Below are 26,367 nucleotides of genomic sequence, written 5' to 3'. Positions count from 1 at the left end.
TCATGACATTGCACTGGGTTCCCGCGCCCGACCGGCTCGACCTGCTCGCCGAACCGGTGGCGCTCGCCGTACGTCAGATGGAGGAGGAGGTGCGCGTGGCCGAGATCGACCCTGACCTGGCCGACACGGCGGCCTTCTGCGACAAGTACGGGGTGGCGATGGACGCGTCGGCCAACTGCGTGGTGGTGGCCGCCAAGCGCGGCGGCGAGGTGCGCTACGCCGCCTGCATGGTGCTGGCGACGACCAGGGCCGATGTCAACGGCGTGGTGAGAAGGCACCTCGAGGCGCGCAAGACCAGCTTCGCCCCCATGGACGACGCGGTTTCGCTCACGGGGATGGAGTATGGAGGTATCACGCCGCTCGGCCTGCCCGACGACTGGCCGATCCTGGTCGACAGCAGGGTGGCCGCGCATCCCGACGTGGTCATCGGCAGTGGGGTGAGGCGATCGAAGCTGGCCCTGTCAGGGGCCGCGCTGGCCGGGTTGAAAACCGCGGAGGTCCTTGACCTAGCGAATTGAGACCAATGCGATACCGATGATTGGGAAACCCATGGGGGCATTTCAGACGTTACATATGCGTGGGAATGTGACCTCGAGGTTCATCTCTGGGGCGGGGTTTGAGCCGGTATGGTGCTTCATGCCATGAACGATGACCGACTAGGGCCTTACCGGCTGCTCAGGCGGCTCGGCGAAGGCGGAATGGGCGTTGTCCACCTCGCTGTCGACCCGCAGGGGCGGCAGGTGGCGGTCAAGGTCCTGCGCGCGGAGGTCGCGGGCGACGACGTCGCCAGGCGGCGGCTCTCGCGCGAGGTCGACACGATGCGGCGGGTGCGCAGCAGGTACATCGCCGAGGTCCTCGACGCCGATGTGACGGGCCACCGGCCCTACATCGTGACCCGCTACGTCCCGGGACGCCCCCTCGACGAGATCGTGAAGCACGACGGGCCGCTGGAGCTGCCCGCGCTGATCAGGGTCGCCCACGGTGTGGCGTCCGCGCTGGCCGCGGTCCACTCCGTCGGCGTGATCCACCGCGACCTCAAGCCGGGCAACGTGCTGATCCTCGACGGCGACCCCGTCCTGATCGACTTCGGCATCGCCCAGGCGGTCGACGCGACCAGGCTGACGCAGACCGGCATGTTCATCGGCACTCCCGGCTACCTCGCGCCCGAGATCATCGAGGGTCACGAGGCGGGCCCCGAGGTCGACGTCCACGCGTGGGCGGGCACGCTGCTGTTCGCGGCGACCGGCCAGCCGCCCTTCGGCAAGGGCACGCTCGAGATGATCTTCTACAACATCACGGCGGGCAAGGCCGAGGTTTCGGCGGCGCCGCGCGAGCTGCAGCCGCTGCTCAAGGCCGCCTTCCAGCGCAACCCCGCCAAGCGGCCCAAGGCCGCGGAGCTGGCCGAGCAGACCGCCGGGCTGGGGCCAGGTCCGGCCAAGGTGCCCGACGAGATCTCCACCGTGCCGCGCCCCGACCGGCAGAGCGAGCGTCCTGTCTCCGACCCCGCCGACGTGCCCACCCCGGCGATCCCGCCCGCGCGCCCGCCGCTCGGGCCGCCGTCCTCGTCCAGGCCGTACGGCACGCCCGCCCCCGGCAGCCCGGAGTACGTCTCGCTGCTGGGCAACCAGAGCCCCGCGCGCCCGCCGACCGGCAACCAGGGCACGACGGGTGGCCAGAACCAGGTCGGCGGACAGGCCCGGCCGGGCCAGGCCCCCGCGGGCGACCAGGGCCGGCAGGCCGGCGCACCGGGTCAGCCGGCCGGTCAGCAGGGTCAGCAAGGACAGCAGGGCGAGCACGCGACCACGGGCGGCGACCCGTGGCCGACCCGGCGCGTGACTCCCGAGGAGCTGCGCCAGATGCGCGAGGAGGCCTCCGCGCAGCCGTGGGACGTGCCGACCCGCGCGGCCACCGACCCGCCCTCCAGCCGCCCGTGGCCGGCGGCGGGCCCGTCCCAGCACAACGCCCCGCCCCAGGGCACCGGGCACCCGTCAGGTGGCCAGGGCACCGGCCACCCCTCGGGCGGCTACCAGCAAGGGGCGGGCTCGTTCCCGCCCTCCGGCGGCCAGGCCGGCGCGCAGGGCGGGCGTTCCGGCTACCAGGGCGTGCCTCCGCAGGCTCCGCCGTACCCGCACAGGGACGGCGACATCCCCACGCGTAGGGTCCGCCCCGACGCGCCCGACCTCCCCTCGCCCTACGGCCAGCAGCCGTACCAGCCGGTGCCCCTGCAGGGCCGTCAGCAGGCGCCCCAGCAGGCCCACCAGGCGTCGCACGACCCCGAGACGTGGCGTGAGCCGCGCATCCCCGGCGCGCGCCCTGGCCTGGCGTTGCAGCGCTCCAAGGCGTACGGCGTCGCGGGCGCCATGCTGCTCGTCATCATGATCGTGCTGGCCGTCCTCGCGCCCGTGGTGGTGAGCGCGGTGGCGATCCCGTTCGCCGTGCTGCTGCGCGCGGCGGACCTGGCCCAGCCGCAGCTGAACGCCAGGCGTCCGACGGGCGCCGCGGCGGCCGACGTGCTGAGGGTGTTCGCCCAGCCGGCCGCGCTGCTGAAGTCGATCGGCATCACGATCGCGCTCGTGCCGTACGCGCTGATCCTCGGTCTGCCGGTGACGCTGCTGCTGACGGTGCTGACCCGGATGCCGTTGACCAACGCGCTGGCCTGGGGCGGAGCGATCGCGCTATGGACGGTTTGCGCCGGTCCGGGGGTAGAAGCTCCAGGGCGGCAGATGCGGAGGACGCTCGCGTCCCTGGTTCCGTCGCGTACCGTGGCCATGGGGCTCGCGGGCGTGCTCGCGGTCGGAGCCGCGCTCTCCCTGGTCCTGGCGTACGGCACGGTGCCGGATACGGGCAGGCGGTCCGTATGGGCACCGGTCGGCGTGAGTCCGATCACGGACCAGCTCCAGGGCCTCAGGGGGAAGGCGGACCAAGGAGGGGGATGAGTAGATGAGCACCGGCAACACCCAGGCGCCCGAGCGTCTCGGACCCTACCGGCTCGTCAGGAAGATCGGCGAGGGGGGCATGGGGGTTGTCCACCTCGGGATCGACGAGGAGGGGCGCGAGGTCGCCATCAAGGTGCTGCACCCCCATGTGGCCGCCGACCTCAAGGCGCGCGACAGGCTGACGCGCGAGGTCGAGACCATGCGCAGGGTGCGCAGCAGGCACGTGGCCGAGGTGCTCGACGCCGAGCTGGTCGGGGGCCAGCCGTACGTCGTGACCAGGTTCGCGCCCGGGCGCACGCTCGAGGAGACGGTGCTCACCGACGGGCCGCTGCCCGCCCAGGAGCTCATCAGGCTGACGCAGGGGTTGTGCGCGGCGCTCGTGTCCATCCACGCGGCCGACGTCATCCACCGTGACTTCAAGCCGTCCAACGTCATGCTGGTCGACGGCGAGCCGCTGGTCATCGACTTCGGCATCGCGCACCTGGTCAACGCGACCAGGCTCACGCAGACCGGGATGTTCGTCGGCACGCCGGGCTATCTCGCCCCCGAGATCATCCGCGACTCGGAGATCACCCAGGCGGCCGACGTCCACGCGCTGGCCTCGACGGTGTTCTTCGCGGCGGTGGGTGCGCCGCCGTTCGGCACCGGCACGTTCGAGGTCATCTGCTTCAACATCATGGAAGGCCGGGCGCAGCTCGACAAGGCGCCGGGGTGGCTGCGCGGCTGGCTGGCCAGGGCGCTGGCGGTCGACCCTCAGTCGCGGCCGAGCGCGCAGGAGCTGCTACGGATGGCGCGGCAGCTCGACCCGTCGGTGACGGCCTTCAACGAGACGCCGCCGACCCCGCCGCACTCGCCGAACGGCACGCGCGTGCTGGAGCAGCCGGGCCAGACCAAGACCTTCGGGCGTGACGACAGCTACTCCGACCTGCTCCCGCCGGTCGAGTACGCCAAGCCGCCCAGGCCCGAGCCCCGCAAGGAGCCGAAGCAGAGGCGGCGCGACGAGCCCAAGCCGCCGCCGTACGTGCCCGCGAACGTGCCGCAGTACCGGCCGCCCGCGCCGTACCCCGACCAGCGGGTGGCGGGCTTCGCCCCGCCGCCGCAGCAGGCGGCGGTCAGGCCGTACACGCCGCCGCCGGCGCCCGCAGCCGCGCCCAGGCCCTACACGCCTCCCGCGGCCGAACGGCCGAGGTACCGGGTCGGGCACCCGCTCATCGCGGGGCTGCTGCTGACCCTGCTGGTCGCGCTCGCGGTCATGATGCCGGTGATGGTGGGCGCGGCGGCCGTGGTGATCGCGCTGGTGCTGCGCGTGGGCGAGTACCTGTTCGGCGACCTCGTCGCGCGCCGCCAGCTGCGCGGCAGCAGCGCGGCCGATCCCGCGCTGATCCTGCTCGGGACGCCATGGGCGCTGATCAAGGCGGCGCTGGTGTCGCTGGTGCAGGTGCCGCTGTCGATCCTGTGGGGCGTGTGCGTGTGGGGCGTGCTGCACTACGGGCTGAAGATCCACAGCGATCAGGCCGTGGCCTACGCCGCTGGCGCCTTCGCCGCCGGCCTGTTCGTGCTGCCGGGCGGAGGAGCGCCGCGCAAGGCGGTCACCCGCACGCTGAGCAGCACCATCCGCAGTCCGGGGGCGGGCCTGGTGGTGGCCCTGGTCGTCGGCACGGCCGCGCTGCTCGCGGTGATGTTCGCGATGGGCCAGGAGCCGACGTGGCACCCGTGGGAGCAGCCCTCCGACGTGGTCAGGGAGCTGACCCGCAGCGCGAGGGACAGCGTGAGCGGCCTCGTCACAGGCCTCATCGACTCGCTCATGACCAGTCTCGGGCTCGGCTTCCTGTCACCCTGGTCATAACGCGTGGTCTCCCGCCCCCTGGCGGGGCACTATGGAGACATGAGCGAGCCGGACGGTGAGCACCTGGGCCCCTATCGTCTGCTGTCCACGCTGGGCTCCGGGGGGTTCGGCGAGGTGCATCTCGCGCTCGACCCCGAGGGGCGCACGGTCGCGGTCAAGCTCCTGCACCCGCACGTGGCCGCCGACGCCTCGGCGCTGACCAGGCTCGAACGCGAGGTCGAGACCATGCGCCTGGTCGCAGGGCCGTTCGTGGCCGAGGTGCTCGACGCCTCCCTCGCGGGCGGCAGGCCGTACCTGGTGACGCGGTACGTGCAGGGGCGGCCGCTCAGCGTCGTCCCCGTGCCCGTGGCCGACCTGCGGCGGCTGGCGAGGGGGCTGGCTCAGGCGCTGCTGGCCGTGCACGAGGCGGGGGTCGTCCACCGGGACCTCAAGCCGGCCAATGTGATGATGGCCGACGGCGATCCTGTCGTGATCGACTTCGGCATCGCCTCCGCGCTCGACTCGCTGTCGGTCACCGCCTCGGGCGCGGTGATCGGCACGCCCGGCTATCTCGCGCCCGAGGTGCTGGAGGGGCACGAGGCCGGGGCGCCCGCCGACGTGTTCTCCTTCGCCGCCACGCTGGCCTACGCGGCCACGGGGCGCCAGCCGTACGGGACGGGGCCGCTGTCGGCCGTCGCCTACCGGGTGGTCCATCACGAGGCGGACCTGGACGGGGTGCCCGCGTGGCTGGAGCCGCTGCTGCGCGACTGCCTTCTGCAGGACCCCGAGGCGCGGCCGACGGCCGCGCAGATCTGCGCCGTGCTGGGCGCGGACGCCCCGGCCCGGGGTCGTCACGGCGTCACAGGCGCGGGTACGGCACGCCGCCGCCCCGCGCTGAGCCAGGAGCAGGAGGCGGCGGTGCTCGAGGCGTCGGGCGGCCGCGCTCCCGGCGTGGGCCGGTTCTTCTCGGTGGGCAGGCGATCGGGCATCGGCCCCTCCCATCAGGGTGAGCAGGACGTGCACGACCTGTCGACGCGCGAGTGGCGGCCCGGCACGGACGAGCACCGCAGGTCGTCCGAGGAGTCGAGGGCCCTGCACAGGGAGAAGGTCCGCAGGCGGTGGGTGATCGGTTCGGCGGTGTTCGTCGCGCTGCTGGCGGCGGCCGCGCGGACCCCGCTGCCCGAGGTCTCGCTGCTCCTGCTGGCCACCTACGCGCTGGTCGTGGTCGCCGACGCGGCGGTGGCGCTGCTGTCGCGCGGCCTGTTCAAGGTTCGCCGCATGGTGACGGACCTCACGTCGGTGGCGGGGGCCGTGGCGCTGTGGCTGGCGCTGAGCGCTCTGTTCAGCCCGTTCTCGCTGGCGCTCTTCGCGGTAACCGCCCTGGTCGTGGGTGTGATCTTCCTGCTCAACGCCTGATCGGGATTTCCGATCGGGGCCATAGCCGGCTTCCGGAACATAGTTCGGTAGGGTGGGGCGAGCTGCGGGTTTGCGTCAAAGCTACTCATGGGTAACATGACGTCCCGAGGGGCCGTGCAGCTGGCGCCCCGGGCAGTCTGGCAGTCTGGACAGCACTCATCCGAGCGTGCGATTACGGGAGGTCGGCCACCGGCCATGAACATCGTCGTCTGCGTGAAGCAGGTCCCCGACACGGCGACCGAGCGCAAGCTCCGGTCCGATGACAAGACGCTCGACCGCGACGCCGTCGACGGCGTCGTCAACGAGCTTGACGAGTACGCGGTCGAGGAGGCCCTGAAGCTCAAGGAGGCTCATGGCGGCGAGGTGACCGTCCTCACCATGGGTCCAGGCAAGGCCACCGAGACCATTCGCAAGGCCCTGGCCATGGGCGCGGACAAGGCAGTCCACCTCAGCGACGACGCCCTGCACGGCTCGGACGCGCTCTCGACCTCCTACGCGATGGCGCAGACCCTGAAGAAGATCGGGTTCGACCTGGTCATCCTCGGCTCGGAGTCGACAGACGCCCGCACCGGCGTGCTGGCCGCCATGCTGGCCGAGCGCCTGGGCGCCGCCCAGCTCACGCTGGCCAACAAGGTGGACGTCGAGGGCTCCTCGATCTCCATCCAGCGCCTGACCGACTACGGCTACGACAAGGTCGAGGCCACGCTGCCCGCCGTCGTCTCCGTCGTCGAGAAGATCAACGAGCCGCGCTACCCGTCCTTCAAGGGCATCATGGCGGCCAAGAAGAAGCCGGTCGAGACCCTCTCCGTGGCCGACGCCTCCATCGACGCCGCGCAGGTCGGTCTGGGCGCGGCCTGGTCCGAGGTCGTCGACTTCGCCGCCGCTCCTCCGCGCGCGGCCGGCACGATCGTCAAGGACGAGGGTGACGGTGGCGCGAAGGCCGCCGACTTCCTCGCGTCCAAGAAGTTCATCTGAGAACGGGGGTTTTGCTGATATGTCGGAGATTCTCGTTCTCGTCGAGCAGGTCGACGGTGAGGTCAAGAAGGTCACGCTCGAGCTGCTGACCCTGGCCCGCTCGCTCGGCACCCCCTCGGCCGTATGGGCGGGGCCGGGCTTCTCGGCCGACGCCAAGGCCAAGTTGGCCGAGTACGGCGCGGAGAAGGTCTACGTCGCAGGCTCCGCCGACGTGGTCGACTACGTCGTCGCGCCGAAGGCCGAACTGCTCGCGCAGCTCGTCGGCGCGGCCTCCCCGGCCGCCGTCCTCGTCGCCGCCACGGCCGAGGGCAAGGAAGTCGCGGGCCGCCTGGCGGTCAAGACCGACTCGGGCGTCATCACCGACGCGGTCGGCGTGGGCGAGGGCCTCGTCGCCGACCAGTCCATCTTCGGTGGCGGCGTCAACGTCCACTCCCGCGTCACCAAGGGCACGCCGATCATCGCGGTCCGCCCCAACTCCACCGCCCCCACCCCGGCTCTCGCCGCGGGCGCCGAGGAGGAGGTGTCCGTCGCCCTCTCCGACGCCGCCAAGGCCTCGAAGATCGTCGACAGGGTCAAGCAGGAGAAGGGCGCCCGTCCCGAGCTCACCGAGGCGGCGATCGTCGTCTCCGGTGGCCGTGGCGTCGGCTCGGCGGAGAACTTCTCGGTCATCGAGAACCTCGCCGACGTCCTCGGCGCGGCTGTCGGCGCCTCCCGCGCCGCCACGGACGCCGGTTGGTACCCGCACCAGTTCCAGGTCGGCCAGACGGGCAAGACCGTCTCGCCGCAGCTGTACATCGCCGCCGGCATCTCGGGCGCGATCCAGCACAGGGCCGGCATGCAGACCGCGAAGACCATCATCGCGATCAACAAGGACCCTGAGGCGCCGATCTTCGAGCTGGCCGACTTCGGTGTCGTGGGCGACCTGCACCAGATCGTCCCGCAGCTCGCCGACGAGGTCCGCAAGCGCAAGTAGCTCACGAGAAAGGCGGCGGCTCCCCCCCAAGGGGAGCCGCCGCCTTTCTGTCTGTCCGGCCCGCCAGGACGGCCCTGATGCGGTCCGCCAGCTCGCGGGCCTGCTCGTGGCTCCACGGGATGAGGCCGTTCTCGCTCATCAGAGCGTGATACTGCTGCTCGCGGTACGGCGTGCCCGGCGGGAGGGGCACCACGTGCCAGTGCAGGTGCGCGTTGCCCTGCTGGCTGCCCAGCGTGAGCAGGTAGGTCCGCTCCGACGGCACGACCGCCTCGACGGCGAGGGCGACCTTGCGGACCACCGCCATCAGGGCCAGGTAGGCGTCCTCGTCGAGATCCCGTACGGCGTGCTCGACGTGCGCCTTGGGCGAGACGAGCGTGTAGCCGGGAACGGTGGGATACCTGGCCAGGAAGGCCAGGTGTCCTTCGTCCTCGTAGAGGATCTCCTCCAGGTCGTGCGCGGGATCGCCGGCGACGATCGCGCAGATGAAGCAGGGGCCGTTTCTCGTTCGTTCGACGTAGGCGTCCAGGTCCATGCGTTCGGAACGGATCATCGTCCGATTCTGCCCTGCGGGCGGGGCCGTACGGGAGATCGGGCGGCCCCGTGACGGCCGGGCGTCAGGCGGCGAGCTCGGCGGGCTCGCGGCGCTCGACGGGGGCGATCGTGACGATCTCGGGCTCGGCGCGCGGCAGGAAGCGGGCGGCCAGCGCGATGAGCAGGCCGAGCCCGACCGCGATGCCCAGCGCCATCCGCAGCGAGGTGAGGTCGCTGAGGAAGCCGATCACCACGGGGCCCAGGAGCAGGCCCGCGTACCCCATCGCGCCTGCCTGGGCGATGGCGGGCCCGGGGTTGTCGGTCGAGGTGCCGGCCAGCGAGAGCGTCATCGGCGAGATCGTCGCCACACCGAGGCCGACGAAGAACATCGCGAGGACGGCGATCAACGGCGTCGCGGCGGTGAGCACGATCGCGAACGTCGCGGCCGTGGCCAGTCCCGAGACGGTCATGATGCCCCGCACGCCGAAGCGCGAGCGCAGCCTGTCGCCGCCGATCCTGGCGACCAGCATGCCGACCTCGAAGATCGGGTAGCCGAGCGCGGCGACCGCCTCGGTCGCGCCCAGCTCGTTCCGCATGAACAGACCGTTCCAGTCGGCGACCGTGCCCTCGACCATGAACGCGAAGAACATGATCGCGCCCAGCAGGTAGACGATCGGCGGCATCCGCCTGCGTGCCTTCGTGACAGTCACGGTCACGGGGGCCTCGGGCAGGTAGGTGCGACCGATGATCATGACCAGCGGGAGCGAGACGAGGGCGATGAGCGCGAGGTTGGCGGTGAAGGACAGGCCGAGGGCGATCGACAGGCTGCCGACGCCCCCCGCGCTGATCGCGCCTACGCACCATCCGGCGTGCATGCCGTTCATCAGCGGCCTGCCGTAGGCCTGCTCGACCGTGGATCCCTGGGCGTTCATCGCGATGTCGACCGTGCCGAACGCCATGCCGAACACCGCGACCGCCACCAGCAGCGACGGCAGGTTGGGTGCGCAGGCGACGCCGAGCAGTGACAGCGCCGTCGCAGGGCCGCCGACCCGCAGCACCGTCCTGCTGCCCGCGCGGCTCATGATGCCGCGCATCGCCTGCATGGTGACGAGCGCGCCCAGCCCCCACACGAGGAGGACCGCGCCGATCGTCGCCTCGGACAGGCCGAGCTTGTCGGCCAGCGCGGGGATGCGCACGGTCATCGTGCCCACCATCAAGCCAGCAAGGACAAAAGTGAGGATCGACCCATAACGGGCAGTCCTCAGGTCGCGGGTCATCGTCAACACCTCTCGGGATCGTTAATGACGCCCCTGCGGCAGCGCGCGGGGGCGTGGTCGTTCTGGTGGTTCGGGGGATGGGGCGCGGCGGAGGGCGCGCTACAGCAGGGCGAGGAGGCGGGCCTCGAGGGCCTGGAGGTCGCTCTCGGTGTTGAGGTCGGGGTCGTGGCTCGCCACGTCCCACAGGCCCTCACACGCCAGCCGTACGATCTGGGAAGCCACGGGGTCGGACTCGTCGGCCAGCCCCTCGCGGTGCCACCTGGCCATCGCGTCGCGCAGCGGCGCGAGCAGGAACAGGTTGCCGGAGGCGCCCGTCACGACCGCCCATCGTCGCAGCCGGCCCGAGCGGACGGCTGCGAGCGTGGCGCCTATATACCGTTTGGTGTAGGTATCGCCTGGCTGTGCCGCCATCAGGTCGTCGAACTCCGCGATGAGCCGCTCGACCATGCCCTTGATCAGGGCTTCCTTGCTGTTGAAATGGTAGAGAAGACCACCCTTGCTCACGCCGGCCCTGTCGGCGACGGCGGCGAGGGTGAGCGCGGCAGAGCCCTGGTCGCAGAGGAGCTCCTCCGCGGCATCCAGCAACTCATCACGCTTCATGCCGTGTACTGTACCGTCCGGACGGTACAGTTGCAAACGAGATACGCTGATCGGGTGAGCCCGGCCTACCTAGATCACGCGGCGACCACTCCGATGCTTCCCGAGGCCATCGAAGCGATGACCCGACAGCTCGGCCGCGTGGGAAACGCTTCGTCGCTCCACGCCGCGGGACGGCAGGTTCGGCGGGTGGTCGAAGAATCCCGAGAGGCGATCGCCGACGCCCTCGGCGCGCGCCCGAGCGAAGTCGTCTTCACCTCCGGCGGCACCGAGGCCGACAACCTCGCCATCAAGGGCCTTTACTGGGCGCGCGAGCCGCGCAGGCGCATCCTCGTCAGCTCGGTCGAGCACCATGCCTCGCTCGACCCCGCCGCGTGGCTCGCCGACCGGCAGGGAGCCGAGGTCGAGTTGCTCGAGGTCGACGACAACGGCAGGGTCCACCCCGACACGCTGCGCGCCGCCATCGAACGCGCCCCGTCCAACGTCGCCCTGGTCAGCGTCATGTGGGCCAACAACGAGGTCGGCACCGTCCAGCCGATCCCCGTGCTGTCCGCGATCGCGCACGAGCACGGCATCCCCTTCCACACCGACGCCGTCCAGGCCGTCGGCATGCTGCCCGTCTCCTTCGCCGACTCCGGCGCCGAGGCGCTCACCCTCACAGGACACAAGGTCGGCGGCCCCATGGGCGTCGGCGCGCTGCTCCTGGCGCGCGGCGTGACGCCCGTCTCCGTCCTCCACGGTGGCGGACAGGAACGCGACGTCCGCTCCGGCACCCTCGACGCCCCCGCCATCGCGGGCCTGGCCGCCGCCGTGTCCACGGCCGTGAAGAGCCAGGAGGATCAGGCCCGCCGCCTCACCGCCCTGCGCGACGACCTCATCCAGCGGGTACGGCAGGCCGTACCCGACGTCGTCCTCAACGGCGACCCCGTCGACCGGCTGCCGGGCAACGCGCACTTCTCCTTCCCCGGATGCGAGGGCGACGCGCTGCTGATGCTGCTCGACGCCAAGGGCGTGGAATGCTCGACGGGGTCGGCGTGCTCGGCCGGCGTGGCCCAGCCGTCCCACGTCCTGCTGGCGATGGGCGCGGAGGTCGCGGCCGCCCGCGGGTCCCTCCGGTTCACCCTCGGACACACCTCGACCCAGGAGGACGTCGACCAGCTGATCGAGGTGCTACCCGCGGCGGTCGAGCGAGCTCGCAGGGCCGGCCTCAGCTAACCGCACGGGCCGGGCTCCGCCAACGGGGAGCCGAGCTCCCCCGGCCCCCTCGCCGGTGGCCTTCCGGCCCCCGGACCCCCGGTCGTCACACTGGTTCCGCATGGTCCGGCCGTTCGCCATGAGCTGCGCCTTGACTGCTGCAAACGGGATCGTCTAGTCGGTGTCCTTCGGGTGTCGAGGCGACGCGTAGATCACCCAGACGATACGAGTGGCGTCGTCAATGGCGTAGCGGACACGTCCGCCGCTGGTGACCTCGAACTCCCATTGCTCCAAGTCCTTGCCATTGTGACGATGAGTCGCGAGATCGCCGCGGAGGCGATGTTGACGGTCGTGGCTGACGCGTGAGCGGGGATCAGCACGCAGCACATCAAAGCATCGGCGCGTATTGGCCAGAGCATGACGGCAAAGCTCTTCCCAGCCCCTGACCGCGTCGCTGGTACGAACCGGACGTCCCACTCGTCGTCCGGCGGTGGCACGGAAACTCGATCTCCGCGCTTCGGACTCATGCCGAAACCTCTACCGACCCATAGTCGCCACTCGTGGGCTTGCGGGCCGCGGCGTAGTGCGCGGGGTCGGCCTTGATCCGTGCAGTCGCCCGCCAGCCCGCGATGACTTCCTGAGTGGTGGCATCGACATCCAACTCCGCGGCGTCGGAGAGCGCCTCGACCAGTTCGAGCGTGAAGGCACGCAGTTCGGTCGAAGAAAGGTGGCGCACCCAAGGGAAGACCTCAGGCATGGCTATGACCAGCGCACGCGCTGTTGGGTCATGTTTGATCAAGGCGAGGAACAGTCGGGACGCTGTAGCCAGCGTGCGTTCGCGCTCCTCTTCACGGTCCGCTGCGGTCAGGTAGAAATCTGGGGCGTCACGGTGAGTGACGCGCACGCGTCCCAGGCTTGCCGCACGTTCGGCAACAGCCCGGGGATTTCTCGACAAGTCGGAGAAGGTTACCGAGTCGGCATGGCTAGCGCTCACTCCACGAGTGTAAGTCAGAACACGTTCTGACACGCGCGATCGTGTAGACCGATGGTGGCCAGCCGAATCGCCGCTATCCGTTGGTTACGCCTTATCGGTGGGCACGCCGACCGGGCGTTGCGATGCCGCCCGATGTTCATTGTCAGGTGACCCCTGAAGCTCAGACTCCGACGACCTTGACGTTTTCCGCAGAGCCTGTCCACGTCATCCTCGTCCGAGGTGATGATCACCGGTCTGATCGTGCGCAGGGCGGCGGCGGCCACCAGGTCACCGACGGTGTAACGGGCCTCGCGAAGAAGCTCGATCGCCCGCGAACGGACGTCCTCGGTCACCGGCTCGACCTTGGACAGATGCCACGTGCGACGGTCACCCTTCACACGGACGTCGTAAGCCTCGATCGGGTGTCATCGCGCTGACGACGACGGGGAAGTCGTTGTGCTGGGCCTCACACGATCGCGGTCACCCTCTGATCGGCCTCGCGCCACAGGACAAGAGCTTCGCAGTCCAGGACCACGGTGCCCGCGCTCATCTTGCTTCGTGCGCGCGATCCGGCGCGTTCCTTGACCGCCCGGATGTTCCCCGCGCGCAAAGAGACGCCGACCTCGGCGGTCGGGCGGTCCCCGCGGCGAAGTACCACCCCGTACCCCCGGCCACCTGTGGGTGAACGGCGGATGAGACCCACGAGCCGGCCCGTAATGGTTCGATCTCTCAAGTGCCCCCACCCAACGTGCTCATCATTAGGCGTTCGGGAAATGACTACTTTCCGTCGGCGGCGGAGGTAGGCCTTTTCCCGAACGTAAGGGAGCTGATGAGCTCATGGAGGCGTTGCCGCAGCCTCAGAACGAGGCGGAAGTTCTACGCGCCGCGATAGCTGCGCTGGCCAATCGGTTGCCGACCGGGTGGACCGTACAGTCGCTCAGCGACGGGGTCCACGATGCTTACTACGACGCACTGTGGGAGGTGGTGGCACCGGACGGAACCTCGGCCACGCTGGTGGTCGAGGCCAAGCGCGTAGTGGAAAAACGCGACGCCCTTGCGTTGCTTCACCGACTTGAACGCACTACGCGGGAGATCTCCGGCAGCTGCGGGGTGGTCGTCGCCAGGTACTTGTCGCCACCCGTCCGTAAGCGGCTCTCAGATGCGGGCTTGTCCTACATCGACGCGACGGGGAACATGCACCTGAACGTGCTTCGGCCCGGTCTGTACGTCGCGGACCGGGGAGCTGACCGCGACCCGTGGCGTGGCCCCGGCAGACCACGCGGGACATTGAAAGGCGCTCCCGCGGCAAAGATCGTCCGTGCACTGCTGGATCACGACAGAGTGTGGGCGATTCGCGAGCTGGTCGGGGTCGCCGGCGTTTCTACGGGGTCGACCTATCGGGTGACCGTGTTCCTCGAGAGCGAGGATCTCGCGAGGCGGAACAACTCGGGTGCGATGGTCGTACCCGATTGGGTCGCCTTGCTGAGGCGCTGGAGCGAGGACTACGGGTTCGTACGGAGCAGCCGGGTCACACGTTGGATAGCGCCGAGAGGTCTATCGAACCTTGTGGAGCGGGGGGCGGGCAGTCCCGTTCAATACGCTGTAACCGGGACCTTGGCTGCTGCCGAATGGGCCTCGTATGCGCCTGCTCGCTCCGCGATGATCTACGCGGCGGATGCCGAGCGAGCCGCGCAGCTCTGGGATCTTCGCCCTGCCGATGCTGGAGCGAACGTGATGTTGGCCGAGCCCGAAACTGACGTCGTCTTCACCCGCACTCTTGCCACCGCTTCCGGTCTCACGATCGCGGCACCGACGCAGGTTGCCGTCGATTTGATGACAGGTCCTGGGCGCAGCCCATCCGAAGCCGAAGAACTCATCGAATGGATGACTCGCAATGAATCCTCCTGGCGTAGGCAGTAGTGACATCCTTGTTCGTTCTCGATCTGCTCTTCTCGACGCATTGGGTGCGCTGGACGCCCACCGAGACGCGGTGATCGTGATCGGCGCACAAGCCGTCTATCTGCGCACAGCCGGAAGCCCGGTCGCACTCGCTGAGACGACCAAGGACAGCGATCTCGCACTCGACCCCAGGAGGCTGGAGGACGATCCACTTGTGGAGGAGTCCATGAGGCTGGCTGACGGGGGCGCGGTCAGTTCTGTGTGAGTCGTGAACGCAGTGCTGTCGGACACGAACCAGAGCTGGGTACCTCCTCGCTCGCGCCTGCCTCGGACTTGTAGATCGTGTTCATGAGGTGTCCCCTCCATGTCGTCGAACAGCCGGGCGGTGTCGGCCAGGCCGCCCGGGACAATGATCTTCATGCGGGGACCTCTCCTCGTCGTAGGCCGTTTCGATCGCAGTGGCTGGTCACCCGGGCGATGGTTGACGGCCGAGCCCACCAAGAGGGTGGTCCGCTGATCGCGTCGATCTCCACGATGCTCGACACCTCGGTGTGCCGCTGGAGACAATGCGGACTTTTGCGGGAAACAGGTCAGGCTGCGGGTGTGCTTCGTTCCCGGGCGCGGTGCATCCAGGTGTCGAGCGCCCATGCTCCCGGGCCCATCACCGCGATCAGCAGGAACGACCAGGAGTAGACGGCCGCCAGCTCGCCCTCGTTCTGCAGCGGCCACAGGGCTTTCGGCTGATGGACGGTGAAGTAGGCGAAGGCCATCTCGCCCGAGCAGATGAGCGCCGCGATGCGCGTGAAGAAGCCGAGAATGATCAGGCCGCCACCGACGAGCTCGATGATGCCCGCGTACCACCCCGGCCATTCGCCGGGACTCACCGTGGCGGGGCCGAGCACGCCGAAGAGTTTCGCCACGCCGTGGCAGGCGAACAGCAGCCCGAGAACGATGCGGTACAGGGACAGGACGTACGGTCTGGCTGAATCGACGGATTTCATGGTGGCTCTCCTCTTGGGTGTGCTGTGCCCATTCGGCGGGGCGAGTCCGGCAGCCCAAGGGAGATTTGGGTGGGATTTCAACTAATCGCGGTTTTCGGGTGGGGCGCGGCGGCCGGAGAGCGCTTACGGCCGTCGTCAAAGGGTGTCAGGTCGCGAGGGACTTCCTGAGCGAGCGGAGGCACAGCCCCAGCGACTCGTGCTTGGACGCGCCGGAGTCGCGGATGTGCTGCCACGCGGTGTAGAGCATCGACCACACGAGCTGCTGCACCCAGTCCGCGGGCAGCTGGGCGTCGATGACGCCCTCGGTGTGGCCGCGTTGGATCAGCTCGATCAGCGCCAGGTCCGCAGGGGTCTCGACCTCCCACTTCTCGCCCGTCATCAGGTGCGGTTCGGCGTAGACGAGCATGAGCCCGTCGCCGAGCTCGAAGTACTGCTGGCAGAGCCGGTCGAGCGCCTGGAGGGCGGGCCCTTCGCCCGGCCTGGCCCGCTCGGTGGCCGCCGCGATCTTCTCCAGGAGGTCGTCGCCGATGGCCGTGATCAGGTCGGACCGTTCGGGGAAGTAGCGGTGGATCGTGGTGCGGCCCACCCCTGCCGCGGCGGCGACGTCGCTCAGTGACGCGCCGGAGTCCTTCGACAGCGTGGCGACCGCGGCGTCGAGGATCGCCCGCCTGGTCCGTGCGCGCATCCCGGTCTCAACGGCAGTCATGTGTTCCACGATAGCTCACCGTGAACCTTAATAGGACTTGATTGACCACAATGGAACAGATATGTTCCACTGGAGAGCATGAGTGTTCTCATGTTCCCGCGACTCCGCGTTCTGTGGTCGTTCGCCAGGCCGCACAAGGGCAGGCTGGCGATCGGCCTGCTGCTCGCGCTGGTCGGCTCGGGGCTGAGCCTGGCGACGCCCATGGTGACCAAGTGGGTGCTCGACTCGCTCGGCGCCTCCGCCTCGCTCAACGGCCCGGTCACGGCGCTGCTCGTGCTGCTGGTGATCGGCGCGGTCATCTGGTCGTGCCAGTGGATCCTGCTGGGCGCGCTCGGCGAGCGCGTCGTGCTTGAGGCCCGCGAGTCGATGGTCCGCAGGCTCTTCAGGGCGAAGGTGCCCGAGGTGACCAGGCGTCCGACGGGTGAGTTCGTCACCAGGGTCACCTCCGACACCGTCCTGCTGCGCGAGGCCGCGTCCTCCAGCGTGATCGGGCTGATCAACGGAGTGATCATGCTCATCGGCACGCTCGTTCTGATGGGCGTGCTCGACCTCGTGCTGCTCGGCACCACGGTCGCCGCGGTGCTGGTGGTCGGCGTGCTGTTCGCCGTCCTCATGCCGGCGATCGCCAGGGCGCAGGAGCAGGCTCAGGAGCACGTGGGCAGGCTCGGTGGCGTCCTGGAAAGCGCCCTGCGCGCGATCAGGACGGTCAAGGTGAGCAGGGCGGAGGACCGCCAGGCCGACCGGATCATCGCCGACGCGCGCGCCTCCACCCGGCACAGCGTGCGGGCGGTGCGCAGGGAGGCCATCGCCTGGACCCTGGCGTGGGCGGGTATCCAGCTCGCGATCATCCTCATCCTCGGCATCGGCGCCTGGCGGGTCGGGGCCGGCCTGCTGGAGGTGTCCAGCCTGATCGCGTTCCTGCTGTACGCGTTCGCGCTGATGGACCCGATCACCGAGCTGAGCCAGAACATCACCGAGCTCCAGTCGGGGCTCGCCGCCGCCGAGCGCATCCGGGCGGTCGACGACCTCGAGCTGGAGAGCGACGTGCCGGTGACGCGGCAGGAGGGGCCTGCCGCGTCCGGCGGTCCGATCCTGGAGCTGCGCCAGGTCTCGGCCGCCTACGGGCCAGGCGTCGGCCCCGCCGTGCGCGGCGTCGACCTGGTCATCCCGCGCAGGGGCCACACCGCGATCGTCGGGCCATCGGGCGCGGGCAAGACCACGCTGTTCTCGCTGCTGCTGCGCTTCCTCGAGCCGCAGCAGGGGGAGATCCTGCTGGACGGCGTGCCGTACACCGGGCTGACGCACGAGCGGGTGCGGGAACGGCTCGCCTACGTGGAGCAGGACACGCCGATCGTGCCGGGCACGATCCGCGACAACCTGTTCTTCTCCCACCCGGACGCGAAGGAGGAGGAGCTGCTGCGGGTCATGTCGGAGGTACGGCTGGCCGACATGGTCGACAAGCTCGCCGACGGGTTGGACACGCCGCTGTCCTCCACCTCGGTGTCGGGCGGCCAGCGGCAGCGGATCGCGCTGGCGAGGGCGCTGCTGCGCACTCCTGACGTGCTGCTCCTCGACGAGGCGACGGCGCAGCTCGACGGGCTGACCGAGGCGGCCGTCCAGGAGTGCGTCAGGTCCCGCGCGGAGACGGGCGCGGTCGTCACGGTCGCCCACCGGCTCTCGACGGTGATCGACGCGGACACGATCGTGGTGATGGAGGACGGAGGCGTGCGCGCCCAGGGCACCCACGAGGAGCTGCTGGAGTCCGACGAGCTGTACCGGCAACTGGTCGAGGCCCTGCGCATCATGGCGGAGGACGTTCCCGTCGGAGCGGCGTGACCTGCCCGCGTGACCGCGTCCTAGGAGAGGAACGGGGCGACCGAGGTCCAGCCGGGATCGGTGACCACGTCGACGAGCGGCTGGCCCTCCTCCCAGCTCACGATCAGTTCCTTCGCGTGGATGGCCGCCTCACCCGTCGGGTCGGCGTAGACGTGGATGACCCGGGCGCCCTCCGCGCTCAGGTGCGCCGCCAGTATCCCGTCGGCGTGCAGCCTGCTGAGCCTGGCCGCCAGCCGTTCCTCGAACTCTCGCAGCGACACCAGCGACTCGCCCACCGGCAGGCCGTTCTCGTCGGCGTGCGCGTAGGGGAGCGTGATCTGGATGTGCTGGTCGTAGAGCGGGTAGTCGACGGGACGCAGCGGATAGCGGGCCGTCGCGATGAGCTGCGCGCCGCCCGCGGTCTGTCCTTCGAGCAGCGCCCACTGCTCCTCGGCGAACTCCGAGGCCAGGTCGGCGATCACCGCGGGCAGGTGCACCGCCTCGACGGAGTCGATCGGCTGGAATGTCGCCGCGGTGATCTCGCCGACCCATCTGGCCACGTCGTCCTCCCCGAGCAGCCAGTCGAGGGACAGCAGCGTGGCCTCCATGCGGGTGTCCTCGTCCAGCATGACGAAGACGGGGTGGAAGGCCGCGATGTCCATGCGCGGGTTCCCCCTCGGGACGCGCAGGCCGAGCAGCAGCTTGTCGAGCGCGAACTCGTAGCCGCCGACGTCGAGCGTGAGCTCCATCGCCTCGGGGTTGGCCTGGCGCGAAGGGTGGTACTCCCACAGCGCGTCGCTCTCCGGCGCGCCCTTCGCCCACCGGTGCGCGAGCGAACGCAGCTCGGGGTCGCCCGCGGCCGTCACCACCAGCGCCTGCTGGGCCTGCTTGCCCGGCGCGACCTCCCAGACCAGGCCGGGATGGATCGCGGCGACGGCGGGCGCGATCGACTCCGACAGCCGCTCGGCCTCACCGGCCTCGACCATCGCGTCGATCCTGGGCCTGGCCTGCTGCCACCACTCCCAGAACTCGGCCAGCCCGTCGCCGGTCTCGCCGGCCTCTTCTTCGTCGTCCTTGCGCCCGAACAGTCGCATAACCCAGCATTCTCGCACCGCGCGGGCCCGCATCTCTCCCATCCCGTGCGTACGGCGAGCCGCTCAGGCACCTGCGCGCTCACGCGGTCTCGTCCGCCGAGGGCGCCCGCCACCGCCCGCCCCGCGTGGTCGGGAAGCCGCCGACGGACGGTAGTCTCGAAACGTCATGGGACTGCGTGTGCTTGCCGCCATGTCGGGCGGCGTCGATTCCGCCGTGGCCGCCGCTCGGATCGCCGAGGCCGGTCACGATGTCACCGGTGTGCATCTGGCGCTCTCGGCCAATCCGCAATCCCACCGCACGGGCGCCAGGGGCTGCTGCACGGTCGAGGACTCCCGCGACGCGCGCCGCGCCGCCGACGTGATCGGCATCCCGTTCTACATCTGGGACATGGCCGAGCGCTTCCAGCGTGACGTGGTCGAGGACTTCGTGGCCGAGTACGCCGCGGGCCGTACCCCGAACCCGTGCCTGCGCTGCAACGAGAAGATCAAGTTCGCGGCGGTGCTGGACAGGGCGCTGGCGCTGGGGTTCGACGCGGTGGCGACCGGTCATCACGCCAAGCTCGAGGAAGGCGTGCTGTCCAGGAGCGTCGACCAGGGCAAGGACCAGTCGTACGTGCTCGGCGTGCTCACCAGGGAGCAGCTCAAGCACGCCATCTTCCCCCTCGGTCACTCCACCAAGGCGGAGGTGCGCGAGGAGGCGGCCAGGCGCGGTCTGACCGTCGCAGACAAGCCCGACAGCCACGACGTCTGCTTCATCGCCGACGGTGACACGCGTGGGTTCCTCGCCAAGCGGCTCGGCCAGGAGCCGGGCAGCATCGTCGATCAGGAGGGCGCGGTCGTCGGCTCGCACGAGGGCGCCTACGCGTTCACGGTCGGCCAGCGCAAGGGCCTCCACATCGACCGTCCCACCGCCGACGGCAGGCCGCGCTACGTGCTCTCGATCGAGCCGGTGTCCAACACGGTGACCGTAGGGCCGAGGGAGGCGCTGCAGGTCTCCGAGATCGTCTGCACCCGCCCCGTGTGGAACGGGCCTGATCGGTTCGACGACCTGTCGGTGCAGCTGCGGGCGCATGGCGAAGTGTACGGCTGCCGCTTCGAGGAGCGGGAAGGACAGGTCGTCATCACGCTCGACAGGCCCGCTACCGGGGTGGCGGCGGGGCAGGCGGCCGTTCTCTACGCGGGCGAGACGGTCATCGGCTCCGCCACCATCTCCACCGCCGCCTGACCAGCGGGTCACGACAGCGTGACGGAGTCCCCGACCGTCAGGCGGCGAATGTCGGCGCCCTGCTTCTCCGCTTCCATCTTCAGCCAGTTGTCCACCAGCCCCAGCCCCGGCTCGCTGTACAACGCGTCGTGCGTGGAGTAGGCCCTGGCGGGCTTCACCGTGCGCAGGTACTCGATGACCTCCGACAGCTTCAACCACGGGGCCCCCGTCGGCACCAGCAGTGTCCCGACCGAGGCCGGCGGCACGGTGAACGCGTCCCCCGGGTAGAACAACTCCTCGTCGACCAGGAACCCGACGTTGTCCACGATCGGCAGGTCGGGGTGGTTCGGCGCGTGCCATTCGCCGAACACCTTCACCGAGAACCCCATGTCCTCGAACGCGTCGCCGTGCCGTACCGTCTGGACGCGCAGTCCCTCGGCCGCGCCCTTCGCCACTCCTTCGCACGTCCACACCGTGACCTCGGGCGACAGGGTCAGCAGCTTGTCACGGTCGGCGTGGTCGAAGTGGTCGTGCGTGATCAGCACCGCGTCGGCCCCGTCGAGGGCGGCGGCGTCGCTGAACACGCCGGGGTCGATGACGAGGACCTTGCCGTCCTTCTCGATCCTGACGCAGGCGTGACCGTATTTGGTGAGCTTCATCTTCCCCACGATAGGTCAGGGCTGCTGTCCCATGACGGCGGGCATCCCGCCTCCAGGATTCGCGACATGGGGGAGGAACCTGCTGGGAGCGACGGCTCCCGCGCGGGAGGCGACACGGAAGTGACGGCCCGGCTGCCGCTCTAGGCTGGGCCCATGTCTTTTGGCGCAACCGGTATCGGATCGCACCCCGGCGAGGATCACTTCGAGGCACTCAGGACGGTGTTCGGGGAGCTGCCCGACCTGCCGTACCTGCCCGAACTGCCGGCGAGGGGCGTCGGCGCCGACATGGTCGGCCGCACGGCCTCGCTGCTGGTCGAGCTGCCGGTGGAGGTCCAGCCCTCGGGCTGGCGGCTCGCCTCCCGGCCGGGCGGCGACCACCGCAGGGCCGTCGACCACCTGGCGCGCGACCTCGACGGCCTCGAAGAGGTCGCCGACGGCTACGCGGGCCCGCTGAAGGTGCAGGTGTGCGGGCCGTGGACGCTCGCGGCGTCGATCGAGCTGCGTTCCGGCGACAAGATGCTCTCCGACGCGGGCGCAGTCAGGGATCTCACGGCCTCGCTCGCGCAGGGGGTGGCCGACCACGTGGCGAGCCTGCGCAGGCGGGTGCCCGGCGTCACGGAGATCGTCCTGCAGCTCGACGAGCCGGGGCTGCCGGGAGTGCTGGCGGGCACCGTGCCGACGGCCTCGGGATTCGGGCGCCTGGCCGCGGTGGAGGAGTGGCGGGTGGAGGATTCGCTGCGGCTCTTCCCCGAGCCGGTCGTCCACTGCTGCGCGCCGAGGGTGCCGATCACCCTGCTGCGCAGGGCGGGCGTGCGGGCGATCTCGCTGGACGCGTCGCTGCTGTCCCGGCGCGACGATGACCCGATCGGCGAGGCCGTCGAGGCGGGCGTCGGCTTCTTCCTCGGAGTGGTGCCGGGCGTCGACAGCAGGCTGCCCGACCCGAAGGTGATCGCCAAGCCCGCCGCGGAGCTGTGGGAGCGGCTCGGCTTCGCCGCCGAGGAGCTTCCGAACAGGGTGGTCCTCACGCCCGCCTGCGGCCTGGCGGGAGCGTCACCGGCGTACGCCCGCCTGGCCTTGTCGAAGTTGAGGGAGACGGCAAGAGCCCTGCAAGCGGGGTGAGCTATCCATGAGGGCATGATGCTCCCTCCATCGAGGGCAGGGTCTGCCGCGGCACGCCCACCAGGATCTCCGGCAGGTGCTCCGGCTGGGACGGGGTCCAGGCGCAGGGGAGCCGACGTGATGGCCGGTGACTTCGCGGGCGCGAGCGCGCTGCTCCTGGGCACCGGCACGCACGGCCCCGAGTCCGACCTGCCCGATCTGCCCTCGGTGGCGCGCACGCTCGACGACCTGCGCGAGGCGCTGCTGACGAGGTGCGGGCTCGCGTCGGCGCGCGTCGTCCTCGATCCGGCCTCGCCGCGCGAGATGGGGGACGCGATCGCCTCAGCCGCGTCGTGCGAAGGGCCGCTGATCGTCTACTACGCCGGGCACGGCCTGGTCAGCAGGCGTGGCGCGCTCCACCTGGCGGCGGCGGAGACCGTTTCGCGCCCCCTCGGTCTCGAGCACACCGCGCTGCCGTACGACCTGTTACGCCGCTATCTGCTCGACAACGTGGAAGGGCCGCTCGTCGTCGTCCTCGACTGCTGCTTCTCCGGGCGGGCCATCGACGGCATGTCGGACCCGTGGGACGTGGCGGAGATCTCCGGCGCCTACGTGCTGACCTCGGCGGGGCGCAGCGAGCCCTCCTTCGCCCCCGAGGGGATGCGGCACACCGCCTTCAGCGGCGCGCTGCTGCGGCTGCTGTCCGCGCCGCCGCCCGTGCTGACCCTCGCCGACCTGCACCGCCACCTGAGCAGGGAACTCCCCGCCGCGGGCTTCCCCAGGCCGCGCGTCCGCACCACGGGGCGGGTCGGCGACCTGGTGCTGCTCCGCGCCCCCTCGACCGCCCCTTCCCCGGTACGGCAGGCGCCCGCGACGCCCTTCGACGGCTCGCCGTACAAGGGGCTCGAGGCGTTCGGGACGGCGGACGCGGCGCTGTTCTTCGGCCGGGAGCGCCTGGTGGAGACGCTGGTCAGGCGCCTGGACGACCCGGCGCCGCTGATCGTCACAGGGGCGTCGGGCTCGGGCAAGTCCTCGCTGCTGCGGGCGGGCCTCGTGCCCGCGCTGCGGCAGCGCGCGGCGGGCACCTCGGTGGCGGTGATCACTCCTTCGGAGCCCGTCCCCCCTGACGTGGACGTGCTGGTGGTGGACCAGTTCGAGGAGGCGTTCACCGCGGGAACCTTCCCCAGCTTCCGCGGGCAGGTCGTGCTGGGTGTGCGGGCCGACTTCCTCGGCAGGTGCGCCGCCGTGCCCGAGCTGAGGGCGGGACTGGAGCGCGGACCCGTCGTCGTGGGCCCGATGAGCGCCGACGAGCTCCGCTCGGCCGTCGAACGGCCCGCGCTGGCCGCCGGGCTGACCCTCGAACCCGGCCTGGTCGAGCTGCTGCTGAGCGACCTCGGGGCGGAGCCCGGACGGCTCCCGCTGCTCTCCCACGCCCTGCTGGTCACCTGGCAGCGACGGCGCGGGGACACGCTGACCGTGGCGGGATACCAGGCCACGGGCGGCATCCGCGGCGCCCTCGCGGCCACCGCCGACGACGTCCTCGCCTCCCTGCCCTCGCCGGAGGCGGCCCGCGCGGTGTTCCTGCGCCTGGTCCACGTGGGCGAGGGCACCGACGACACCCGGCGGCGGGTGGAGCTGGACCGGCTGCTGGCCGAGGTACCCGACGCGCTGGCGGCCTGCGAGGTGGTCGACGCCTTCGCCGCCGACACCGCCAGGCTGATCACCATCGACGGGCCGGACGTCGCCATCACCCACGAGGCCCTGCTGACGGCCTGGCCGGCGCTGCGCGGCTGGCTCGACTCCGACAGGACGGGCCTGCTCGTCGAGCAGCACCTGGTGGAGGCCGCGGCGGCGTGGGACGGCGACGACTCGGGCCTGTACCGGGGGACCAGGCTGTCGCTCGCCCGCGAATGGGCCGCGGGCAGGCCGGTGGGCTCGGCGGCCCGCGCCTTCCTCGACGCCTCGATCGCCATGGAGGAGCGCGAGAGCCTCGCCGCCCGCCGCCGCGCCAGACGCAGGGTGCTGCTGTCGGCCGCGCTGGGCGTCCTGCTGGTCCTGTCCGTGGCCGCGGGCGGCGTCGCGCTCCACCTGTACGGCAGCGCCGAAGCCGCGCGAAGGAGCGCGACCGCCCGCGCCCTCGTCCTGCAGGCGAACGCCCAGCTCCAGGCCGATCCGCCGGCAGCGCTCCGCCTCGCCCTCGCCGCGCTCGCCATCGAGCCAGGCGAACGCCACGAGGCCGCGCTGGTCGGCCTGCTCGCCGGCACCTCCTACGCGGCCAGGCTGAAGGGGCCGGGCAAGGACCTGCTCGGCCTCGCCTACAGCCCCGCGGGCCGGATGCTGGCGACCGTGGGCCTGGAGGGGACGGCCGAGGTGTGGGACACCTCGCAGCGCCACGCCCCCGTACGGCTCGCCGCGCTGCGGGGACACGCGGGCCACGTGCGCGCGGCGGCGTTCAGCCCCGACGGCCGCACGCTCGCCACCGGCGGCGACGACGGCACCGTGATCATCTGGCGGGTGTCCGACTGGGCGCGGACCGCCACGCTCGAACCGGGCCGTGGCAGGATCTACGCGCTGGCCTTCGACCCCGGCGGCAGGCGGCTCGCGCTCGGCGCGGCGGAGGGCGCGCTCGTGTGGCCGATCGGCGGCGACAGGGCCGAGGCCGTGCTGAAGACGAGGAAGGACGACCCCGTCAGGTCCGTGGCCTTCACCGAGGACGGGCGGCGCGTCGTCACCTCCAACAGGTTCACCGACTGCACGCTGTGGACGCCCGCCGACGGGAGCGCCGTGCGCTTCTCCTCGCCCGCGCCCGTCGAGGGGGAGCAGGCGCAGGTCACCTGGGCGATCGCGGTCAGCCCTGACGGCAGGTCGATCGCCACCAGCGGCAAGCGTTCGCGCGCCTACCTGTGGAACATCGAGGGCGCCCGTCCGAGGCTGGTGGCCGATCTCGCGGGACACGCCTCCGCGGTGAACGCCGTCGCCTTCGACGGGGACGGCAGGTTTCTGGCCACGGCAGGCGGCGACGGGCGCACGATCGTCTGGGAGGTGAGCGAGGGCGCGCCGGTCCAACGGGCGGTGGTCGGCGGGCGCACGGGCGGGATCGTGGCCGCGGCCTTCGACCCCGTCACCTCCGACCTGGTGACCACCGACAACGACGGCATGACGGTGCTGTGGGAGACCGGCAGGTTGCGGGCGCCTGCCGTACTGGCGAGAGTGCCGCAGCGGGACGTCGGACGCGGCGCGCTCGCCCGCGACGGCAGACGCCTGGTGACGGTGACGGCCGAGCACGCGGTCACGCTGTGGGAGCTGGGCCCCTCCCTCACGAGAGCCGGGGCCCTCGCCGAGGACGCGGGGGAGGTGTCCGCGCTGGCGGTGGACGGCACGGCGGTGCTGGCGGGCAGGGAGGACGGCAGCGCCGTCATGTGGAAGGCGGGCGCCACCCCGCTGACCCGGCCGCCAGGGGCCAGGGTGACCGCGGCCGCGTCCGTGGGCGGCCTGGCGGTGGTCGGCGCGGAGGACGGCACCGCGACGCTGTGGCCCACCGCGACCTCGGATCCCGTACGGCTGCCGCAGGGTGCGGGCGTCCCCGGCTCGGTGGACGCCGTCGCGCTCAGCGGGGACGGGCGGCTCGCCGCCACGGGTGACGCCCATGGCCTGGTCAGGCTGTGGAACCTCGACAACCCGGGGAAGCCGGTGCCCGCGGGGGCGTTCGCCGCCGACCCCTCGGGGATCGTCTCGGCCGCCCTGTCACCCGACGGGCGCAGGCTGCTGACCGGCGGCAGCGCGAAGCTGGCCAGGTTGTGGGACGTCTCCGACCCCGTACGGCCCGCTCACCTGGCCGACCTGGGGAACGACGGCGCCGTGGTCTCGTCCGTCGGCTTCGCGCTCGGCTCGGCCGTGGCGTACACGGGCGCGGGCGGAGGACCCGTCAGCCTGTGGCGCCTGGAGGCGTCGGGCCAGGCCCGCAGGTACACCGCGCTGCCGGCGGCCGACGAGGTCACGCTGAGCGCCGACGGCAGGCGGATGTTCGCCGTCGGCCCGGAGATCGGAGCCGTGGTGTGGGACCTCACGCCCTATGCCGGCGTGCTGCGCGACCCCGTGGCGGCCGCCTGCGGGATCGCCCACGGAGATTTCGACGAAGGGGAGTGGACGCGCCTGACCGGCGGCCTTCCCCACCAACGATCGTGTCCCTAGGAG

Annotated in this window: 21 protein-coding genes; 12 read left to right on the top strand and 9 right to left on the bottom strand. The window is 71.0% G+C overall.

Annotation, left to right across the window (positions count from 1 at the left end):
* Nucleotides 1–2: 2 nt before the first annotated feature.
* The 6 genes from AB0B45_RS24970 to AB0B45_RS24945 all read left to right on the top strand — a co-directional run bounded on the left by AB0B45_RS24970 (nucleotide 3) and on the right by AB0B45_RS24945 (nucleotide 8,125).
* On the top strand, nucleotides 3–518 hold the full coding sequence (locus AB0B45_RS24970) for a YbaK/EbsC family protein (RefSeq protein ID WP_358134657.1): 516 nt from the start codon (nucleotides 3–5) through the stop codon (nucleotides 516–518).
* A 123-nt stretch (nucleotides 519–641) separates the two neighbouring features.
* Nucleotides 642–2,936 carry a protein kinase gene (locus AB0B45_RS24965; protein WP_358134655.1) on the top strand — a complete coding sequence of 765 codons (2,295 nt, stop codon included), beginning with the start codon at nucleotides 642–644 and terminating at the stop codon, nucleotides 2,934–2,936.
* A 4-nt stretch (nucleotides 2,937–2,940) separates the two neighbouring features.
* Complete coding sequence (locus tag AB0B45_RS24960; protein ID WP_358134652.1) at nucleotides 2,941–4,782, top strand: serine/threonine-protein kinase; 1,842 nt, start codon at nucleotides 2,941–2,943, stop codon at nucleotides 4,780–4,782.
* A 39-nt stretch (nucleotides 4,783–4,821) separates the two neighbouring features.
* Nucleotides 4,822–6,177: a serine/threonine-protein kinase gene (locus AB0B45_RS24955; RefSeq protein WP_358134650.1), complete on the top strand. Its 1,356-nt coding sequence runs from the start codon at nucleotides 4,822–4,824 to the stop codon at nucleotides 6,175–6,177.
* A 195-nt stretch (nucleotides 6,178–6,372) separates the two neighbouring features.
* Nucleotides 6,373–7,152, top strand: coding sequence for an electron transfer flavoprotein subunit beta/FixA family protein (locus AB0B45_RS24950; RefSeq protein ID WP_358134647.1), 780 nt, complete (start codon nucleotides 6,373–6,375; stop codon nucleotides 7,150–7,152).
* Nucleotides 7,153–7,171: 19 nt separating this feature from the next.
* Nucleotides 7,172–8,125 carry an electron transfer flavoprotein subunit alpha/FixB family protein gene (locus AB0B45_RS24945; protein ID WP_358134645.1) on the top strand — a complete coding sequence of 318 codons (954 nt, stop codon included), beginning with the start codon at nucleotides 7,172–7,174 and terminating at the stop codon, nucleotides 8,123–8,125.
* 1 nt (nucleotide 8,126) lies between these two features.
* Here AB0B45_RS24945 and AB0B45_RS24940 read toward each other — a convergent pair whose 3' ends face one another.
* The 3 genes from AB0B45_RS24940 to AB0B45_RS24930 form a co-directional block, all read right to left on the bottom strand.
* Complete coding sequence (locus AB0B45_RS24940) at nucleotides 8,127–8,675, bottom strand: HIT family protein (RefSeq protein WP_358134642.1); 549 nt, start codon at nucleotides 8,673–8,675, stop codon at nucleotides 8,127–8,129.
* A 64-nt stretch (nucleotides 8,676–8,739) separates the two neighbouring features.
* A complete protein-coding gene (locus AB0B45_RS24935; RefSeq protein WP_358134639.1) occupies nucleotides 8,740–9,933 on the bottom strand; it encodes an MFS transporter in 1,194 nt (397 codons plus the stop codon).
* Nucleotides 9,934–10,032: 99 nt separating this feature from the next.
* Nucleotides 10,033–10,533 carry a TetR/AcrR family transcriptional regulator gene (locus AB0B45_RS24930; RefSeq protein ID WP_358134636.1) on the bottom strand — a complete coding sequence of 167 codons (501 nt, stop codon included), beginning with the start codon at nucleotides 10,531–10,533 and terminating at the stop codon, nucleotides 10,033–10,035.
* Nucleotides 10,534–10,587: 54 nt separating this feature from the next.
* Here AB0B45_RS24930 and AB0B45_RS24925 point away from each other — a divergent pair, with 54 nt between their 5' ends.
* Entirely contained in the window at nucleotides 10,588–11,745 is a 1,158-nt protein-coding gene (locus AB0B45_RS24925; RefSeq protein WP_358134634.1) for a cysteine desulfurase family protein, read from the top strand.
* Between the two features lie 502 nt (nucleotides 11,746–12,247).
* Here the strand turns inward: AB0B45_RS24925 and AB0B45_RS24920 are convergent.
* Together AB0B45_RS24920 and AB0B45_RS24915 are read right to left on the bottom strand one after the other, a co-directional pair.
* Nucleotides 12,248–12,628: a hypothetical protein gene (locus AB0B45_RS24920; protein WP_358134631.1), complete on the bottom strand. Its 381-nt coding sequence runs from the start codon at nucleotides 12,626–12,628 to the stop codon at nucleotides 12,248–12,250.
* A 104-nt stretch (nucleotides 12,629–12,732) separates the two neighbouring features.
* Nucleotides 12,733–13,050 carry a hypothetical protein gene (locus tag AB0B45_RS24915; RefSeq protein WP_358134628.1) on the bottom strand — a complete coding sequence of 106 codons (318 nt, stop codon included), beginning with the start codon at nucleotides 13,048–13,050 and terminating at the stop codon, nucleotides 12,733–12,735.
* 484 nt (nucleotides 13,051–13,534) lie between these two features.
* Here AB0B45_RS24915 and AB0B45_RS24910 point away from each other — a divergent pair, with 484 nt between their 5' ends.
* On the top strand, nucleotides 13,535–14,617 hold the full coding sequence (locus tag AB0B45_RS24910; protein ID WP_358134625.1) for a hypothetical protein: 1,083 nt from the start codon (nucleotides 13,535–13,537) through the stop codon (nucleotides 14,615–14,617).
* 569 nt (nucleotides 14,618–15,186) lie between these two features.
* On the opposite strand, the gene AB0B45_RS24905 is transcribed toward AB0B45_RS24910, so the two are convergent.
* Nucleotides 15,187–15,597, bottom strand: coding sequence for a DoxX family protein (locus tag AB0B45_RS24905; protein WP_358134622.1), 411 nt, complete (start codon nucleotides 15,595–15,597; stop codon nucleotides 15,187–15,189).
* A gap of 145 nt (nucleotides 15,598–15,742) precedes the next feature.
* Nucleotides 15,743–16,303, bottom strand: a complete 561-nt coding sequence (locus tag AB0B45_RS24900) for a TetR/AcrR family transcriptional regulator (protein ID WP_358134619.1) — start codon at nucleotides 16,301–16,303, stop codon at nucleotides 15,743–15,745.
* Between the two features lie 78 nt (nucleotides 16,304–16,381).
* Here AB0B45_RS24900 and AB0B45_RS24895 point away from each other — a divergent pair, with 78 nt between their 5' ends.
* Nucleotides 16,382–18,139 carry an ABC transporter ATP-binding protein gene (locus tag AB0B45_RS24895; protein ID WP_358134617.1) on the top strand — a complete coding sequence of 586 codons (1,758 nt, stop codon included), beginning with the start codon at nucleotides 16,382–16,384 and terminating at the stop codon, nucleotides 18,137–18,139.
* 20 nt (nucleotides 18,140–18,159) lie between these two features.
* Here AB0B45_RS24895 and AB0B45_RS24890 read toward each other — a convergent pair whose 3' ends face one another.
* Nucleotides 18,160–19,212: a DUF695 domain-containing protein gene (locus AB0B45_RS24890; RefSeq protein WP_358134615.1), complete on the bottom strand. Its 1,053-nt coding sequence runs from the start codon at nucleotides 19,210–19,212 to the stop codon at nucleotides 18,160–18,162.
* Between the two features lie 166 nt (nucleotides 19,213–19,378).
* Between AB0B45_RS24890 and mnmA the strand changes: the two genes are divergently transcribed.
* Nucleotides 19,379–20,437 carry a tRNA 2-thiouridine(34) synthase MnmA gene (gene mnmA / locus AB0B45_RS24885; RefSeq protein ID WP_358134612.1) on the top strand — a complete coding sequence of 353 codons (1,059 nt, stop codon included), beginning with the start codon at nucleotides 19,379–19,381 and terminating at the stop codon, nucleotides 20,435–20,437.
* Nucleotides 20,438–20,445: 8 nt separating this feature from the next.
* On the opposite strand, the gene AB0B45_RS24880 is transcribed toward mnmA, so the two are convergent.
* Entirely contained in the window at nucleotides 20,446–21,075 is a 630-nt protein-coding gene (locus tag AB0B45_RS24880; RefSeq protein WP_358134610.1) for an MBL fold metallo-hydrolase, read from the bottom strand.
* Between the two features lie 153 nt (nucleotides 21,076–21,228).
* Here AB0B45_RS24880 and AB0B45_RS24875 point away from each other — a divergent pair, with 153 nt between their 5' ends.
* Nucleotides 21,229–22,194: a methionine synthase gene (locus tag AB0B45_RS24875; RefSeq protein WP_358134607.1), complete on the top strand. Its 966-nt coding sequence runs from the start codon at nucleotides 21,229–21,231 to the stop codon at nucleotides 22,192–22,194.
* Between the two features lie 120 nt (nucleotides 22,195–22,314).
* On the top strand, nucleotides 22,315–26,364 hold the full coding sequence (locus AB0B45_RS24870; RefSeq protein ID WP_358135123.1) for a hypothetical protein: 4,050 nt from the start codon (nucleotides 22,315–22,317) through the stop codon (nucleotides 26,362–26,364).
* Nucleotides 26,365–26,367 lie beyond the last annotated feature (3 nt).

It is taken from the genome of Nonomuraea sp. NPDC049152, from assembly GCF_040648355.1.
Lineage (GTDB): Bacteria > Actinomycetota > Actinomycetes > Streptosporangiales > Streptosporangiaceae > Nonomuraea.
Note: the sequence above shows the minus strand (reverse complement) of the source record. Positions and strands in the feature narration are given on the sequence as shown.